Genomic DNA, 17,500 nt, shown 5'->3' on the forward strand with positions numbered 1-17,500 from the left:
GTATGAGTAGCGAAAGACGGGTGAGAATCCCGTCCACCGAATGCCTAAGGTTTCCTGAGGAAGGCTCGTCCGCTCAGGGTTAGTCAGGACCTAAGCCGAGGCCGACAGGCGTAGGCGATGGACAACAGGTTGATATTCCTGTACCACCTCTTTATCGTTTGAGCAATGGAGGGACGCAGAAGGATAGAAGAAGCGTGCGATTGGTTGTGCACGTCCAAGCAGTTAGGCTGATAAGTAGGCAAATCCGCTTATCGTGAAGGCTGAGCTGTGATGGGGAAGCTCCTTATGGAGCGAAGTCTTTGATTCCCCGCTGCCAAGAAAAGCTTCTAGCGAGATAAAAGGTGCCTGTACCGCAAACCGACACAGGTAGGCGAGGAGAGAATCCTAAGGTGTGCGAGAGAACTCTGGTTAAGGAACTCGGCAAAATGACCCCGTAACTTCGGGAGAAGGGGTGCTTTCTTAACGGAAAGCCGCAGTGAATAGGCCCAAGCGACTGTTTAGCAAAAACACAGGTCTCTGCGAAGCCGTAAGGCGAAGTATAGGGGCTGACACCTGCCCGGTGCTGGAAGGTTAAGGAGAGGGGTTAGCGTAAGCGAAGCTCTGAACTGAAGCCCCAGTAAACGGCGGCCGTAACTATAACGGTCCTAAGGTAGCGAAATTCCTTGTCGGGTAAGTTCCGACCCGCACGAAAGGTGTAACGATTTGGGCACTGTCTCAACCAGAGACTCGGTGAAATTATAGTACCTGTGAAGATGCAGGTTACCCGCGACAGGACGGAAAGACCCCGTGGAGCTTTACTGTAGCCTGATATTGAATTTTGGTACAGTTTGTACAGGATAGGCGGGAGCCATTGAAACCGGAGCGCTAGCTTCGGTGGAGGCGCTGGTGGGATACCGCCCTGACTGTATTGAAATTCTAACCTACGGGTCTTATCGACCCGGGAGACAGTGTCAGGTGGGCAGTTTGACTGGGGCGGTCGCCTCCTAAAGTGTAACGGAGGCGCCCAAAGGTTCCCTCAGAATGGTTGGAAATCATTCGTAGAGTGCAAAGGCATAAGGGAGCTTGACTGCGAGACCTACAAGTCGAGCAGGGACGAAAGTCGGGCTTAGTGATCCGGTGGTTCCGCATGGAAGGGCCATCGCTCAACGGATAAAAGCTACCCCGGGGATAACAGGCTTATCTCCCCCAAGAGTCCACATCGACGGGGAGGTTTGGCACCTCGATGTCGGCTCATCGCATCCTGGGGCTGTAGTCGGTCCCAAGGGTTGGGCTGTTCGCCCATTAAAGCGGTACGCGAGCTGGGTTCAGAACGTCGTGAGACAGTTCGGTCCCTATCCGTCGTGGGCGTAGGAAATTTGAGAGGAGCTGTCCTTAGTACGAGAGGACCGGGATGGACGCACCGCTGGTGTACCAGTTGTTCTGCCAAGGGCATAGCTGGGTAGCTATGTGCGGAAGGGATAAGTGCTGAAAGCATCTAAGCATGAAGCCCCCCTCAAGATGAGATTTCCCATAGCGTAAGCTAGTAAGATCCCTGAAAGATGATCAGGTTGATAGGTTCGAGGTGGAAGCATGGTGACATGTGGAGCTGACGAATACTAATAGATCGAGGACTTAACCATATAATATGAAGCAATGTTATCTAGTTTTGAAGGAATATGCCTTCAATAGTTTGGTGATGATGGCAGAGAGGTCACACCCGTTCCCATACCGAACACGGAAGTTAAGCTCTCTAGCGCCGATGGTAGTTGGGACCTTGTCCCTGTGAGAGTAGGACGTCGCCAAGCTATTTATATCATCGCGGGGTGGAGCAGTACGGTAGCTCGTCGGGCTCATAACCCGAAGGTCGCAGGTTCAAATCCTGTCCCCGCAACCAAATGGTCCCGTGGTGTAGTGGTTAACATGCCTGCCTGTCACGCAGGAGATCGCCGGTTCGACCCCGGTCGGGACCGCCATTTTATATAAAGAAAAGAACGAAACAAGGTGTTTCGTATTTTTTTATTTGTTTTAACAAAAAACTAATAAAGACAGTCAAACTATCCTTAGGAAAACTCCTAAGGACTTTTTTATATATTTAAAACCTGTATAATAAAGAGCAGAGAACATTGTGAGTAAAGTAGGTGAAGTCTGTGAGTAAATATGAAATAACAACAAAATCTTCGGAAGAAACTCAGCGATTATCAGAAAAATTAGGGGAACTTGTAAAGGCACAAGATGTAATTATTTTAGAAGGTGATCTTGGAGCTGGCAAGACGACTTTTACAAAAGGATTAGCAAAAGGTCTTGGAGTGAAAAGAGTCGTAAATAGTCCTACCTTTAATATTATTAAAGAATATAAAGGAAGATTACCGCTATATCATATGGATGTGTATCGTTTAGCGGAAAGTGAAGAAGATTTAGGATTTGATGAGTATTTCTATGGTGAAGGGATTACAGTAGTAGAATGGGCTCATTTAATAGAAGCATATTTACCGAATGAGAAGTTACAAATTAGTTTATTCCATGCTGGAGATGATACAAGAAAAATTGTACTCGAGCCAATTGGAGATCGCTATATTAGATTATGTGAGGAGCTATTACAAGATGAAAGTACTAGCAATTGATACTTCAAATTACGTAATGGGTGTATCCCTTATTGAGGAAGGGAACGTGATTGGGGAAATCATTACAAATTTAACAAAAAACCATTCTGTACGTCTTATGCCAGCTGTAGAGAAACTTTTAAAAGAATGCGGTGTAAAACCGAAAGAATTGACTAAAATTGTTGTAGCAGCTGGACCAGGATCATATACAGGTGTTCGTATAGGTGTGACAGCTGCAAAAACATTAGCTTGGTCACTTCAAATACCAATTGTAGGTGTATCAAGTTTAGAAGTGGTGGCTGCAAATGGTGCTAATTTTAATGGACTAATTTGTCCTTTATTTGATGGCCGACGTGGTCAAATTTACACGGGGTTATATACATATGAAGGAGAACGTATAACTTCAATAGAAGAAGACCGAATTATTCTTATTGTTGACTGGTTGCAAATGTTAAAAGATAAAGGTCAGCCTGTTTTATTTATTGGTAACGATGTTAAATTGCATAAAGAAACAATTGTAGAATATTTAGGTGATCAAGCTGTATTTGCTCCGTTCACTAAGAATAACCCAAGACCAAGTGAATTAGCATTTTTAGGTTTACAAAAAGAAGAACAAGACGTGCATACGTTTGTTCCTAGCTATCTTCGTTTAGCTGAAGCTGAAACAAAATGGTTAGAAAGTCAAAAAAAATAGGGGCCTACAGAAGATGGATATGATATTTAGAAAGATGGCACTCGATGATATTGCTCAAATTGTAGCTATTGAAGAAGCATCTTTTTCAACCCCTTGGACTGCAGATGCCTTTCACCGTGAATTAGAGATGAATGAACATGCACATTATGTCGTGCTAGAAAAAGATGGTCTCGTAATTGGATATTGTGGATTGTGGATAATTCTTGATGAATCACATGTAACAAATATAGCTATCCTGCCAGAATACAGAGGCAAAAAGCTAGGGGATGCCTTATTGAAAGAAGTCATTTCCGAAGCGAAAGGGTTAGGAGTAAAAACAATGACACTTGAAGTACGCGTGTCAAATGAAGTAGCAAAGCAGTTATACAGAAAATACGGATTTCAAAATGGTGGGATTCGTAAACGATACTATGCAGACAATCAGGAAGATGGTCTTGTAATGTGGGTGAATATATAATGGAAAAAAATACGATTATACTTGGTATTGAAACAAGCTGTGATGAAACAGCTGTAGCAGTTGTTAAAAATGGAACGGAAATCATTGCGAATATCGTCGCATCACAAATTGAAAGTCATAAGCGTTTTGGCGGAGTTGTACCAGAGATTGCATCCCGTCATCATGTAGAAGAAATCACAGTTGTGTTAGAAGAAGCTTTAAAAGAAGCGAATATTACTTTTGAGGATATTGATGCAATTGCTGTAACAGAAGGCCCAGGTTTAGTTGGAGCACTTTTAATAGGTGTAAATGCAGCGAAAGCTGTGGCTTTTGCTCATGATATCCCTCTAGTTGGTGTTCATCATATTGCTGGTCATATTTATGCGAACCGTTTAGTAAAAGAAGTACAATTCCCGTTATTGTCGCTTGTTGTATCCGGTGGTCATACGGAGCTTGTTTATATGAAAGAACATGGTTCATTTGAAGTGATTGGTGAAACGCGAGATGATGCGGCAGGAGAAGCTTACGATAAAGTAGCTCGTACATTATCAATGCCTTATCCAGGTGGTCCTCATATTGATCGCCTTGCGCATGAAGGAAAACCAACAATTGATTTGCCTCGTGCGTGGTTAGAACCTGATTCGTATGATTTCAGCTTTAGTGGATTGAAATCAGCAGTTATCAACACTGTGCATAACGCAAAACAACGCGGTATAGAAATTGCACCAGAAGATTTAGCAGCAAGTTTCCAAGAAAGTGTAATAGATGTACTTGTAACGAAAGCGTCTCGTGCAGCAGATGCTTATAATGTAAAACAAGTGCTTCTTGCTGGTGGAGTAGCTGCTAATAAAGGGCTTCGTGCACGTTTAGAAGTAGAATTTGCACAAAAAGAAAATATAGAGCTAATTATTCCTCCTCTATCTTTATGCACAGATAATGCAGCGATGATTGCAGCTGCAGGTACAATTGCATACGAACAAGGAAAACGCGCTACATTAGCTTTAAATGCAAATCCAGGATTAGATATTGAAGCGTAGTTATACACAAAATTAACCACAGCTTGTGGAAAAAACCCATATTATCTGTTGATAATATGGGTTTTTTTGTGTACATAAAATGTGTATAACTTTTCGCTCGGTTGTGGATAATGTGGAAAAGTTATTTGGGAGTTTATATTATAAAGGTGGATATGTGTATAACCTTGTGGATAATGCAGATGAAGTCTGACCTTTGAAGAAATTCTTTTTTGGGAAATAAAAAACAAGGAGATGTCCAAAAAATATTTTGAAACATCGGTCTCTTATTATACAAGGTGCTAATATTGTCAATCCTTGTCGGTAAATCGATATTTCTTGTCGAATCGTTTATATAATTTCATTTACTATGGTATTGATTCCAAAATAGAAAATAAAAAGGAGGTCATCTCGTCAAAAAGCCCGACTTATGAGACATCCTCCTTTTTTAAATTCTCTTATATATGCAGTTCTTCCCATTCTGCCATACAAGCTTCAAGCTGTTCTTGCAGTGTTTGTTTTTTAGTTGTAATTTCACTAGCCTTTTCATAATCTGCATATATTTCTGGTAAGCAAAGCTGATCTTCTAATGTAGCGATTTCTTCTTCAAATTCTACGATGTTTTGTTCTAGCTCCTCAATTTTTCGAGTGCGTTGACGCTCTAACTGTTTACGTTCTTTTTCTTCGAGATAATTTAATTTTTCTTGAGCTACAGTTTTTTGAACAGGTGCCTGATTTTCTTGCTGTTCTTGTTGTTCAAATTCTGCACGTTCAATCATTTCATTTTTCTTTTCAACGTAATAATCGTAATCACCTAAATATTCTTGTGCACCTTCAGTTGATAACTCAACAACGGTTGTCGTTACGCGATTAATAAAGTAGCGGTCATGAGAGACGAATAGAAGAGTACCTGGGTAATCAATTAAAGCATTCTCCAAAATCTCTTTACTATTTAAATCAAGATGGTTCGTTGGCTCATCGAGAATTAATAAATTGGATTTTTGCATCATAAGTTTTGCAAGAGCTAGTCGAGCCTTTTGTCCACCACTAAGAGAAGATACTGGTTTTAATACATCATCCCCTGTGAATAAAAAGTTGCCCAGTATAGTGCGAATTTCTTTTTCAGGTTGCAAGGGATATTCATCCCATAGTTCATTTAAAACTCGCTTCGAAGATGTTAAGTTGGCTTGTTCTTGATCATAATAACCAACGGATACATTTGATCCGAAAGCAACGTCTCCATGTAATAGCTGTAACTTATTCACAATGGATTTTAATAATGTAGATTTCCCAATTCCGTTCGGTCCAACTAAGGCAACACTGTCACCGCGAGTTAAGCGCATATTTACATGTTCAATAATCGGTTCCTGGTAATAGCCAATAGTTGCATCTTTCACTTGTAAAACATCATTTCCACTTTGTTTTTCAATATCGAAGTGGAAGGAAGCTGATTTGGAATCACCTAATGGTCTAGTTAATAATTCCATTCTGTCTAATTGTTTCCGGCGACTTTGAGCACGTTTTGTCGTAGATGCGCGAGCTATATTTTTTTGTACAAAGTCTTCTAGTTTAGCAATTTCATCTTGTTGTTTTTCATAACGCTTCATCTCTTGCTCGTATAGAGCTGAGTTTAAGTCTAAATATTTACTGTAGTTACCAACAAATCGTCTGCTTTCTTTATTCGAAATTTCATATACTTGTGTAACAAGCTTATCTAAGAAATAACGGTCATGAGAAACGATTAAAATTGCGCCAGGATAACCTTGTAAGTATTGCTCAAGCCACGTTAATGTTTCGATGTCTAAATGGTTTGTAGGCTCGTCTAAAATAAGTAAGTCTGGTCTAGTTAATAATAATTTCCCAAGAGCTAATCGAGTCTTTTGTCCACCACTTAATGTAGAAATTGTCGTCTGATGCGTTTCAACTGGGAAGCCAAGACCGCTTAAAATCGAGCGTATATCCGCTTCATACTGATAGCCGCCTTGATCTTTATAATCTAATTGTAATTGGTCATAATCAGCTAATAATTTCTCGTATATAGCCGCATTTGAAAAGTTTTCTTCTTTTCCCATCTCTTGCTCTAGCCTTCGAAGTTTTGTCTCCATCTGCTGTAAGTGTGTAAAGACGGTTAACATTTCATCCCAAATTGTTAAAGACGTTTCTAATCCGGTATTTTGAGCTAAATACCCCATTGAGACATCTTTCGGTTTTATAATTTCACCACCATCATGAGATAACTCGCCAGCTATTATTTTTAATAATGTAGATTTTCCGGCTCCATTTCGTCCGACTAATGCGATACGATCTTTCGTTTGTACTTCCAATTTTATGTTTGCAAGAATCGTTTCTGCACCGTATAATTTCGAAAGCCCATTCACTTGTAATAATATCAATGTTTTCACCTCAAATAATTTCTTAACTTTGCCATGTTTATATTTCTCAATCATACTAAAAATAGTGTATAGTTTAAAATAAAGAGAGAATACTTCTTCTCTTTATTATACAAAGAAATTCATGAGTACTAAACTTCTGTATTTGATTCAAGTATGTGAATAAAGATAGGAAGAGAGGAGAGGTTATATGGATCAGCAAAAAATTCCACAGGCCACTGCCAAACGATTGCCTCTATACTATCGATTTATCCAAAATTTATCTCTTTCTGGTAAGCAACGTGTTTCATCAGCCGAATTGAGTGAAGCGGTAAAGGTTGATTCCGCAACTATTCGAAGAGATTTTTCATACTTTGGAGCGTTAGGAAAAAAAGGATATGGATATAACGTAAATTATTTATTATCATTTTTCCGTGAAACACTCGACCAAGATGATATAACACGTGTAGCACTTATTGGAGTAGGTAATTTAGGGACCGCTTTCTTACATTATAATTTCACGAAAAACAATAATACAAAAATTGAAATGGCGTTTGATGTTAGTGAAGAGAAAGTTGGAACAGAAATCGGGGGAATTCCTGTATATCATTTGGATGAATTAGAAGAACGTTTATCAACTGATATACAAGTGGCAATATTAACGGTACCCGCTACAGTAGCGCAATCTGTGGCAGATAGATTGGCAGAAACGGACGTACATGGTATTTTAAATTTCACACCAGCACGCTTAAATGTGTCAGAGAATATAAGAATTCATCATATTGATTTAGCTGTAGAGTTACAAACGCTTGTTTACTTTTTGAAGAATTATCCACAATAAAACGCAGAGGAGATGACCTCTGCGTTTTATTATTGTTTTTTCTTTGTGAATTTGACTAAGATAAGGCGAAGTGCCAAATTAAAATCAATTGTTGCCATAACTGCAAATAGTATTGTCCACATATTCCAAATTGTATCTGTTACGTTCGTAATGGCGAAGCGTGTAAAGATACATCCAAGAAGAAAGTACAATGCAGCCATGAACAATGGTGAGTTTCTCATACTAAAAATCCTCCGATAAAGCCTTGCATTTTTTCAGCTTCTTTAATCATTTCTTGAATTTGCTCGTTACTTACTACAACTTGAGCGACTGCAACTAATGTATTCATTGCAACATGAGCTGCAATTGGAACGATAATACGTTTCGTTTTTACATATAAAAAGGCGAATACGAGCCCCATAGAAGTGTATACCAATAAGTGAGTAAAATCAAAATGAATCGCCGCGAATACAAGTGAACTAATGATAGCGGCAATAAAGAAGTTGAACTTCTTATAAAGTGTACCGAATAAAATTTTTCTAAATACGATTTCTTCTAAAATAGGTCCTATTATAGATATGACGATAAGGAACCAAGGTGTCGTTCTTGCGATGTCCATAAGCCTTGCTGTATTTTCAGATCCCGGCGTAATCCCTAATAAACGCATTTCGATCATACCGGCAATGCTTTGTGAGAACAGTGCTAAGAAGAAACCAATAAAAATCCATCCAATTGTAGCTGGAACAGTAGAGCGCATTTTATCTAAATGCCTGTCGCGAATGTCTGTTCTGAGTAACCAAAGTACAACGCATAATGCAATGAAAAAGCTAATGATAGCCCAATGACCAGTTATGAGCTGAATCTTTTCCTCTCTAGTAAATCCCCTATTATCGTATAGTCCAGTTTTCAGGAGAAGCGGTAACCCGGCAATGCCTGATAACTGCATTAAAATGTATGTAACGATAATCCACCAATATTGTTTTTTCAAATGGTTTAACCATCCTTTCTAACGCTAGTGTATGAGATAAGGTAGGATAACATGTAAATATGCTACCTACGATATAAACTTTCATTTGAATTATATTTTTTTTGTAAATAAGTATTTGAAAATAAAATAGGAGACAGGAAAAAGTTGTGCGTTTAGCGAAAACAACTTAGGGTGTCTTTCATATTGTAACATACAAGAAGTGGGAACAACGATTCATATAGTAAAGGCAGTAGAAGAAGTAATGCTATATAGGAAAGTGTATAAAGTAATTTGCGAAAAAATTATGATTTTTTTACTTGCAAAAGAAATTGAGATTATTTATTATTAGAAGTGTGTTAGCACTCGTGTGACTTGAGTGCTAATAAATAAAATTTACATAACAAAATGAGGAGGTTATTGTTCATGCTAAAGCCATTAGGTGATCGCGTTGTAATTGAACTTGTTCAAGCAGAAGAAAAAACAGCAAGTGGTATTGTATTACCAGACACTGCAAAAGAAAAACCACAAGAGGGTAAAGTTATTGCAGTAGGTACTGGTCGAGTGCTTGAAAATGGTGAGCGTGTTGCTTTAGAGGTAGCAGCAGGTGATCTTATCATCTTCTCAAAATATGCAGGTACTGAAGTGAAATACGAAGGTACAGACTACTTGATTTTACGTGAAAGTGACATTTTAGCAATTATCGGTTAATTATATACATTTAAAAATTCAAGGGGGTCAATTATTATGGCAAAAGATATTAAATTTAGTGAAGAAGCACGTCGTTCGATGCTTCGCGGTGTCGACACTCTTGCAAACGCAGTAAAAGTAACGCTTGGACCAAAAGGTCGTAACGTTGTACTTGAGAAAAAATTCGGTTCACCACTTATTACAAATGACGGTGTAACAATCGCAAAAGAAATCGAATTAGAAGATGCATTCGAGAACATGGGTGCGAAATTAGTAGCAGAAGTTGCTAGCAAAACAAATGATGTAGCTGGTGATGGAACGACAACTGCAACTGTATTAGCGCAAGCTATGATTCGTGAAGGTTTAAAAAACGTAACAGCTGGTGCGAACCCAATGGGTCTTCGTAAAGGTATCGAAAAAGCTGTTATTGCTGCAATTGCAGAATTAAAAACAATTTCTAAACCAATCGAAGGTAAATCTTCTATCGCACAAGTAGCTGCTATTTCTGCTGCTGACGAAGAAGTAGGTCAATTAATCGCTGAAGCAATGGAGCGCGTTGGTAACGACGGCGTTATTACTTTAGAAGAATCTAAAGGATTCACAACAGAATTAGACGTAGTAGAAGGTATGCAATTTGATCGTGGATATGCATCTCCTTACATGATTACTGATTCTGACAAAATGGAAGCGGTTCTTGATAACCCATACATTTTAATTACTGACAAAAAGATTTCTAACATTCAAGAAATCTTACCAGTATTAGAGCAAGTGGTACAACAAGGTAAACCACTTCTTATCATTGCTGAAGATGTAGAAGGCGAAGCTTTAGCTACATTAGTAGTGAACAAACTTCGTGGTACATTCAATGTAGTAGCTGTTAAAGCTCCTGGATTTGGTGACCGTCGTAAAGCAATGCTAGAAGATATCGCAATCTTAACTGGTGGCGAAGTAATCACTGAAGAATTAGGACGTGACTTAAAATCTGCTACAGTTGAATCTTTAGGACGCGCTGGTAAAATCGTTGTAACGAAAGAAAACACAACTGTAGTTGAAGGTATTGGAAATTCACAACAAATCGAGGCTCGCATCGGTCAAATCCGCGCGCAATTAGAAGAAACTACTTCTGAATTCGATCGTGAAAAATTACAAGAGCGTCTTGCTAAACTTGCAGGTGGCGTAGCAGTAATTAAAGTAGGTGCAGCAACTGAAACTGAGTTAAAAGAGCGCAAACTTCGCATTGAAGATGCACTTAACTCAACTCGTGCAGCAGTAGAAGAAGGTATCGTTGCAGGTGGTGGTACTTCACTTATGAACGTATACACGAAAGTAGCTTCTATCGTAGCTGAAGGCGACGAAGCAACAGGTATCAACATCGTACTTCGTGCACTAGAAGAGCCAGTTCGTCAAATCGCAATCAACGCTGGTCTAGAAGGATCTGTAGTTGTAGAGCGCCTAAAAGGCGAAAAAGTAGGCGTTGGTTTCAACGCAGCTACTGGCGAATGGGTTAACATGCTTGAAACTGGTATCGTAGATCCAGCTAAAGTAACTCGTTCTGCACTTCAAAACGCAGCATCTGTTGCAGCTATGTTCTTAACGACTGAAGCTGTAGTTGCTGACAAGCCAGAACCAGCTGGTGCTGCTGGAATGCCTGATATGGGCGGCATGGGCATGGGCGGTATGGGCGGAATGATGTAATTCCGTTCGCTCGAAAAACATCCACTTCTATATAGAAGTGGATGTTTTTTTGTGTTTTTGAGAGCAGGAAAATAATTTCTGTAGAATTTTGTCGCTTTCTCTCTTGACCATATTGATACTTCATTGTTAGAATCTAGGAAGATAATATAAAACGATCCTTCATATATCCTCAATGATATGGTTTGAGAGTCTCTACCGGGTTACCGTAAACAACCTGACTATGAAGGCAGTGTGTCTTATATTTATAAAGAGCGGAGACTATCTTTCTTTATAAAGCCAGACCCCTGCCTTTTCTTTGTTATGAGACTAGAGGCGGAGGACTGGCTTTTTTTATTATATTGGTAATGCTTTTCGCCTAAATTGGTGAAAATATTTATATACGAGAACTAACGTTGGGGTGATTATTTTGAAGAAGCAGCATGATACAATTATCGTTTTAGATTTTGGGAGTCAGTACAATCAGTTAATAGCACGTCGAATTCGTGAGTTCGGTGTATACAGTGAACTTCATCCACATACAATTACTGCAGAAGAAATTAAAGCAATGAATCCAAAAGGGATTATCTTCTCTGGTGGACCAAATAGTGTATACGGTGAAGGTGCATTACATTGTGATGAAAAAATCTTTGACCTAGGATTACCGATCTTCGGTATTTGTTACGGTATGCAGCTTATGACGCAACAATTTGGTGGTAAAGTAGAGCGTGCAAATCACCGTGAGTACGGAAAAGCTGTTCTTAAAGTAGAGAACGAATCAAAATTATATGCGAACCTTCCAGAAGAGCAAGTTGTATGGATGAGCCATGGCGACTTAGTAACTGGTTTACCTGAAGGATTCGTAGTAGACGCGACAAGTGAGTCTTGCCCAATTGCTGGTATGAGCAATGAAGCGAAAAACTTATACGGTGTACAATTCCACCCAGAAGTACGTCACTCTGAGCACGGTAACGATTTAATTAAAAACTTCGTATTCGGCGTATGTGGTTGTTCTGAAGGATGGAACATGGAGAACTTTATCGAAGTAGAATTAGAGAAGATCCGTGAAACTGTTGGAGACAAAAAAGTATTATGCGCACTTAGTGGCGGTGTAGACTCTTCTGTTGTAGCAGTATTAATTCATAAAGCAATCGGCGATCAACTAACATGTATTTTCGTGGACCACGGTTTACTTCGTAAAGATGAAGCAGAAGGTGTTATGAAAACATTTAGCGAAGGCTTCCATATGAACGTTATTAAAGTGGATGCGAAAGAACGCTTCATGAACAAGTTAAAAGGTGTAGAAGATCCAGAACAAAAACGTAAAATCATCGGTAATGAATTCATTTACGTATTTGATGATGAAGCTTCTAAATTACAAGGAATGGACTTCCTAGCGCAAGGTACACTTTATACAGATATCGTTGAGAGTGGTACAGCAACTGCACAAACAATTAAATCTCACCATAACGTTGGTGGACTTCCAGAAGACATGCAGTTCAAATTAATTGAGCCTTTAAACACGTTATTTAAAGATGAAGTACGTGTATTAGGATCAGAATTAGGAATTCCTGATGAAATCGTATGGCGTCAACCGTTCCCAGGTCCTGGTCTTGGTATTCGTGTATTAGGTGAAATTACAGAAGAGAAATTAGAAATCGTTCGTGAATCTGATGCGATTTTACGTGAAGAAATTATAAAAGCAGGATTAGACCGCGAAGTTTGGCAATACTTCACTGCGCTTCCTGGTATGCGTAGTGTAGGTGTTATGGGTGACGAGCGTACTTACGATTACACAGTAGGTATCCGTGCGGTAACATCTATCGACGGTATGACAGCTGACTGGGCACGTATCCCTTGGGATGTATTAGAGAAAATATCTGTACGTATCGTAAACGAAGTAAAACACGTTAACCGTATCGTGTATGATATAACGAGTAAGCCACCAGCAACTATTGAGTGGGAATAGTATTATAATGAAAGATCCATCTATCATTTTATGTATAGATGGATCTTTTTGTTTTTTTAAGTGATTATACGAACGAAAATATAAAACTTTATAAAAATGTTCGTTTTTAAATTGACAAAAGTACTTTCTCGAGTTAATATGAGTATGTAATTCAAACGAAAAGTGAATATTATGCCGTCGTATAATATCGGGGATATGGCCCGAAAGTTTCTACCTAGCTACCGTAAATGGCTTGACTACGAGGCGTTTGTATAAAGATGAGGGGAAACTTGTCTTTGTTTATAGAACGCTTCCATGTATATGCAATGGAAGCCTTTTTTATTTTTTGAAATAAAAGAGGGCTAGGGGAAATACGGCGAGTAATCATATAACGGGGGAAACGTAAGATGAAACGCTATTTTCAGTTTGATGAACTCGGTACAAATTATAAAACAGAGTTCATAGCAGGGTTAACGACATTTCTATCTATGGCTTACGTACTATTTGTCAATCCTGCTACGCTGTCGCTTGGAAATGTTAAAGGGTTACCGGCAGGTACAGGAATGGATCCGGGTGCAGTATTTGTTGCTACAGCATTAGCAGCAGCGATTGGTTCGTTGATTATGGGGATATTCGCGAAGTATCCAATTGCTTTGGCGCCGGGTATGGGAATTAACGCGTTCTTTGCTTATACGGCAGTGTTAACGATGGGAATTCCATGGCAGACAGCAATTGCTGGAACATTAATGTCAGGTATTATCTTTATTATTCTTACAGCTTCAGGTATTCGTGAAAAAATCATTAATGCAATTCCATCAGAGTTAAAGTTTGCAGTAGCGGCAGGTATCGGATTATTCATTGCTTTCCTTGGCTTCCAAAATGCCGGAATTATCGTGAAAAATGATGCTGTTCTTGTTGGGTTGGGGGATTTAACAAAGGGCACAACGTTACTAGCAATCTTCGGAGTTGTTACTACAATCATCTTCATGATTAAGAAAATAAATGGTGCAGTTTTCTACGGTATGATTCTTACGGCAATCTTAGGAGTTGCAACAGGATTAATTGATACTCCGAAAGCTGTAGTGGGTGCAATACCGAGTCTAGAACCAACGTTCGGTGTGGCGTTAACGCACTTTGGAGACATTTTCACTGTTGAAATGGCTATTGTTATTATAACGTTCTTCTTTATTGATTTCTTTGATACAGCAGGTACACTTGTAGCGGTTGCGAATCAAGCTGGATTAATGAAGAACAATAAATTACCACGTGCAGGAAAAGCGTTATTCGCAGATGCAATTGCAACTGTAATCGGTGCGATCCTAGGTACATCAACAACAACGTCTTACATTGAGTCATCTGCAGGGGTAGCAGCGGGTGGACGTTCTGGATTTACAGCAGTTGTAACAGCAGGATTCTTCTTACTGGCACTTTTCTTCTCGCCATTACTAAGTGTTGTGACACCGGCTGTAACAGCACCAGCTTTAATTATTGTAGGAATCTTAATGGTTTCGTCTTTAGGAGAAATTGATTGGAAGAAATTCGAGATTGCGGTACCAGCGTTCTTCACAATCATCTCTATGCCACTTACGTATAGTATCGCAACAGGAATTGCAATCGGATTTATCTTCTATCCAATTACAATGGTTGTGAGTGGTCGTCGTAAAGAGGTTCATCCAATTATGTATGTTATGGGAGTTTTATTCGTACTATATTTCATCTACGTTCGTAAATAAAAGGGGTTTTTGAAAGGTCTAGACTTAAGGGGAGTCTAGACCTTTTTTGCGTCTTCAGAAAATCTTAAGGATTTCCGAGCGTTTTTCTTCAGAAGTTTTCTTATAATAGAAGTTAGGGATTAAAAATGATGGGGGAGATATTGTGGCAGGAGAAACAATACTTGTCGTAGATGATGAAAAAGAAATTCGAAATTTAATTACAATCTATTTAAAGAACGAAGGATATAAAGTACTGCAAGCAGGAGACGGAGAAGAAGGGTTGCGTTTATTAGAAGAAAATGAAGTGCACTTAGTTGTATTAGATATTATGATGCCGAAAGTAGATGGTATTCATATGTGTATGAAAGTAAGGGAAGCGAAAGAAATGCCAATTATTATGCTTTCTGCGAAAACGCAAGATATGGATAAGATTTTAGGGTTAACAACAGGTGCGGATGATTACGTAACGAAACCATTTAATCCGTTAGAGTTAATCGCACGAATTAAATCTCAGCTACGTCGTTATATGAAAATGAATGGTTTTGCTATTCAAAATGAGGACGAGTTAGAAATTGGAGATATGGCAATAAACATCTCAACGCATAAAGTCATTGTAGAGGGAGAAGAAGTGAAGTTAACTCCACGGGAATTTTCGATTTTAGAATTGCTAGCTCGTAATCCAGATATGGTCTTTAGTGCTGAACAAATTTATGAAAAGGTTTGGAACGAACGATCTTTCCAATCTGATAATACTGTAATGGTGCATATTCGGAAAGTACGTGAAAAGATTGAGGAGAATCCAAGGAAGCCGAGATATATAAAAACAGTATGGGGAGTGGGGTATAAGATTGAAAAAGATATTTAATCCGTTTACTTATGTAAGGAAAACAAGAGAATTGATTGAGAAATTAGTGAAGAGTGTGCGGAAGAGTATACGAATTCAATTGATTACTGCTTTTGCTGTATGTGCTTTATTAGGAGTTTTATCTTCGAAAGCAGCAGCACCGTTTTTTGAGAATGCGAATCGGGAGGCTACGATCGATTATCGGGCCGGCATGGAGAATATTAACCACCAAGCTCAAAATACAGCGAATACGATGGTTCATGAAAATAAATTAGATGCTGTATTGAATATGATTGAAATGGAAAATCAAAATTTGGAACAAGGGTCCAAAGCTTTAAAGGTATTGATCACCGATGAAGGTGGTAAAGTTTTATATAAAACGAAACAGGCGCAAGAAGAGCAAATTGATTTGCATAATACTATTCGTAATGCAGCGTCATTTGCGATTAATTATGCAAATGATAGAAATGAGTTTGAAAGTACGAGAAAAGAGTTTATAGCTTTTTCACCTATTACTATAGAAGGAAAGAATTTGTACATGTTTGTTAGTGGAATTCCAGAGGGAGAAGTAATGTATGACACGCAAGAAGGGCCATTCCCGTTTTTAATTGGCGTGCTCGTATTCATTTTCTCTTTCTTCTATATAACAAAGAGAAAGATGAAGCAAATTGAAGCGATGGCACAAGGTGTAAAAGAAATAGAAAAAGGAAACTTAGCTTATCGTATTGAGAAGAAAGGTGAAGATGAGATTGCAGCACTAACTGAGAATATTAATAATATGGCAGAAGAGCTTATGAGTAATATAGAAAAGGAACGTAAATTAGAAAAGCAAAAGAATGAGCTTATTACGAATGTATCTCATGATTTGCGTACGCCGCTTACTTCTATTATGGGATACTTACGATTACTTAGAGACTCTAAATATGAAAATAAAGAGCAACATGATGAGTATACTAAAATTGCTTTTGCAAAGTCGGAGCAGTTAAAGAATTTAATAGAAGATTTATTTGAGTATACGAAGTTAACGAATGAGCAAGTTGTATTGGAAAAGCAAGAGGTTTGTATAAATGAGTTATTGGAGCAATTAATAGAAGAGTTAGTACCGCAGGCAGAAGGGCACGGGCTTTCATTTGTTAAGAAATTTCCTGAGGAGCGTGCGTATGCAATGATTGACTCAGAAAAGATGGTCCGTGTATTTGACAACTTGCTAATGAATGCGATTAAGTATAGTACAGATGATGGAGAGATAAAAGTGTCTCTGCAAAGGCAGCGCAGGGATATACAAATTGTTATTGCAAATCATAGTGAAGAGTTTACGAGAGAAGAGTTAGGAAACTTGTTTGAACGGTTTTATAAGAAAGACCAATCTAGAAGTAGAGTGACAGAAGGTTCGGGGCTCGGATTAGCTATTGCGAAAAGTATTGTGGAGTTGCAAGGTGGTAGTATTCGAGCTGAGTATGAGGACGGGATCGTTCAGTTCATCGTTTCATTACCAATTATAGAAAAATAATAAATGAATAGAATGTTATATGATAAAAAGGCTTATTTTAAAAGGGATAAGCCTTTTTATATTTTTTTAGAAAAACATATTGACGATTAGAGTTTAGAGGTGTAATATAGGACAAGTCGCCGATAGCAACAACGCAGAAAGCGACAAACGAAATAAAAAAACTTGGTTGACATTACAAATTGGAAATGTTAACATAAGGGAGTCGCAAATGAGCGGCAAAGAAGTTCTTTGAAAACTGAACGAAACAAAC

General features: G+C 38.7%; 14 protein-coding genes, 2 tRNA genes, 2 rRNA genes and 2 riboswitches (1 of these 20 running past the window's edge). Of the genes, 15 read left to right on the plus strand and 3 right to left on the minus strand.

Annotation, left to right across the window (positions count from 1 at the left end; all coding sequences use genetic code 11):
* The 8 genes from QUF93_RS03850 to tsaD all read left to right on the plus strand — a co-directional run.
* Nucleotides 1-1,619: ribosomal RNA gene (locus tag QUF93_RS03850) — 23S ribosomal RNA — on the plus strand (it extends 1,303 nt beyond the left edge of the window).
* A gap of 49 nt (nt 1,620-1,668) precedes the next feature.
* Nucleotides 1,669-1,784 (plus strand): 5S ribosomal RNA (gene rrf, locus QUF93_RS03855).
* 12 nt (nt 1,785-1,796) lie between these two features.
* Nucleotides 1,797-1,873: transfer RNA gene (locus QUF93_RS03860), tRNA-Met, on the plus strand.
* Between the two features lie 3 nt (nt 1,874-1,876).
* Nucleotides 1,877-1,952 (plus strand) — tRNA-Asp (locus QUF93_RS03865).
* Nucleotides 1,953-2,126: 174 nt separating this feature from the next.
* Nucleotides 2,127-2,600 (plus strand): tRNA (adenosine(37)-N6)-threonylcarbamoyltransferase complex ATPase subunit type 1 TsaE, encoded by a 474-nt coding sequence (tsaE, locus tag QUF93_RS03870; RefSeq protein ID WP_128283571.1) that lies wholly within the window; start codon nt 2,127-2,129, stop codon nt 2,598-2,600.
* Nucleotides 2,581-3,273, plus strand: coding sequence for a tRNA (adenosine(37)-N6)-threonylcarbamoyltransferase complex dimerization subunit type 1 TsaB (tsaB, locus tag QUF93_RS03875; protein WP_289357921.1), 693 nt, complete (start codon nt 2,581-2,583; stop codon nt 3,271-3,273). The genes tsaE and tsaB overlap by 20 nt, the downstream gene beginning before the upstream one ends.
* A 13-nt stretch (nt 3,274-3,286) precedes the next feature.
* Nucleotides 3,287-3,730 carry a ribosomal protein S18-alanine N-acetyltransferase gene (gene rimI, locus QUF93_RS03880; protein WP_142344895.1) on the plus strand — a complete coding sequence of 148 codons (444 nt, stop codon included), beginning with the start codon at nt 3,287-3,289 and terminating at the stop codon, nt 3,728-3,730.
* A complete protein-coding gene (gene tsaD / locus QUF93_RS03885; RefSeq protein ID WP_289357922.1) occupies nt 3,730-4,746 on the plus strand; it encodes a tRNA (adenosine(37)-N6)-threonylcarbamoyltransferase complex transferase subunit TsaD in 1,017 nt (338 codons plus the stop codon). Before rimI ends, tsaD begins: the two co-directional genes overlap by 1 nt.
* Before the next feature lie 434 nt (nt 4,747-5,180).
* Here the strand turns inward: tsaD and QUF93_RS03890 are convergent, their stop codons facing one another.
* A complete protein-coding gene (locus QUF93_RS03890) occupies nt 5,181-7,115 on the minus strand; it encodes an ABC-F family ATP-binding cassette domain-containing protein (protein ID WP_207626507.1) in 1,935 nt (644 codons plus the stop codon).
* A 187-nt stretch (nt 7,116-7,302) separates the two neighbouring features.
* Between QUF93_RS03890 and QUF93_RS03895 the strand changes: the two genes are divergently transcribed.
* Nucleotides 7,303-7,932 (plus strand): redox-sensing transcriptional repressor Rex, encoded by a 630-nt coding sequence (locus tag QUF93_RS03895; RefSeq protein ID WP_002113443.1) that lies wholly within the window; start codon nt 7,303-7,305, stop codon nt 7,930-7,932.
* A gap of 29 nt (nt 7,933-7,961) precedes the next feature.
* Here QUF93_RS03895 and QUF93_RS03900 read toward each other — a convergent pair whose 3' ends face one another.
* Nucleotides 7,962-8,153, minus strand: coding sequence for a YdiK family protein (locus QUF93_RS03900; protein WP_001246201.1), 192 nt, complete (start codon nt 8,151-8,153; stop codon nt 7,962-7,964).
* Nucleotides 8,150-8,899 carry a CPBP family intramembrane glutamic endopeptidase gene (locus QUF93_RS03905; protein WP_002113444.1) on the minus strand — a complete coding sequence of 250 codons (750 nt, stop codon included), beginning with the start codon at nt 8,897-8,899 and terminating at the stop codon, nt 8,150-8,152. Before QUF93_RS03905 ends, QUF93_RS03900 begins: the two co-directional genes overlap by 4 nt.
* Before the next feature lie 402 nt (nt 8,900-9,301).
* Between QUF93_RS03905 and groES the strand changes: the two genes are divergently transcribed.
* The 6 genes from groES (at nt 9,302) to QUF93_RS03935 (ending at nt 17,250) form a co-directional block, all read left to right on the plus strand.
* A complete protein-coding gene (gene groES, locus QUF93_RS03910) occupies nt 9,302-9,586 on the plus strand; it encodes a co-chaperone GroES (RefSeq protein ID WP_000917305.1) in 285 nt (94 codons plus the stop codon).
* A gap of 36 nt (nt 9,587-9,622) precedes the next feature.
* Nucleotides 9,623-11,260 carry a chaperonin GroEL gene (gene groL / locus QUF93_RS03915; RefSeq protein WP_289357924.1) on the plus strand — a complete coding sequence of 546 codons (1,638 nt, stop codon included), beginning with the start codon at nt 9,623-9,625 and terminating at the stop codon, nt 11,258-11,260.
* 139 nt (nt 11,261-11,399) lie between these two features.
* Nucleotides 11,400-11,501: riboswitch (purine riboswitch) on the plus strand.
* A gap of 165 nt (nt 11,502-11,666) precedes the next feature.
* Nucleotides 11,667-13,205 carry a glutamine-hydrolyzing GMP synthase gene (gene guaA / locus QUF93_RS03920; RefSeq protein ID WP_276314292.1) on the plus strand — a complete coding sequence of 513 codons (1,539 nt, stop codon included), beginning with the start codon at nt 11,667-11,669 and terminating at the stop codon, nt 13,203-13,205.
* Between the two features lie 157 nt (nt 13,206-13,362).
* Nucleotides 13,363-13,464, plus strand: a riboswitch (purine riboswitch).
* 127 nt (nt 13,465-13,591) lie between these two features.
* Nucleotides 13,592-14,917, plus strand: a complete 1,326-nt coding sequence (locus tag QUF93_RS03925) for an NCS2 family permease (RefSeq protein ID WP_002115553.1) — start codon at nt 13,592-13,594, stop codon at nt 14,915-14,917.
* Nucleotides 14,918-15,059: 142 nt separating this feature from the next.
* Nucleotides 15,060-15,761: a response regulator transcription factor gene (locus QUF93_RS03930; protein WP_002115555.1), complete on the plus strand. Its 702-nt coding sequence runs from the start codon at nt 15,060-15,062 to the stop codon at nt 15,759-15,761.
* Nucleotides 15,745-17,250: a sensor histidine kinase gene (locus QUF93_RS03935; RefSeq protein ID WP_289357925.1), complete on the plus strand. Its 1,506-nt coding sequence runs from the start codon at nt 15,745-15,747 to the stop codon at nt 17,248-17,250. The genes QUF93_RS03930 and QUF93_RS03935 overlap by 17 nt, the downstream gene beginning before the upstream one ends.
* Nucleotides 17,251-17,500 lie beyond the last annotated feature (250 nt).

The organism is Bacillus hominis (genome assembly GCF_030348325.1).
Lineage (GTDB): Bacteria > Bacillota > Bacilli > Bacillales > Bacillaceae_G > Bacillus_A > Bacillus_A hominis.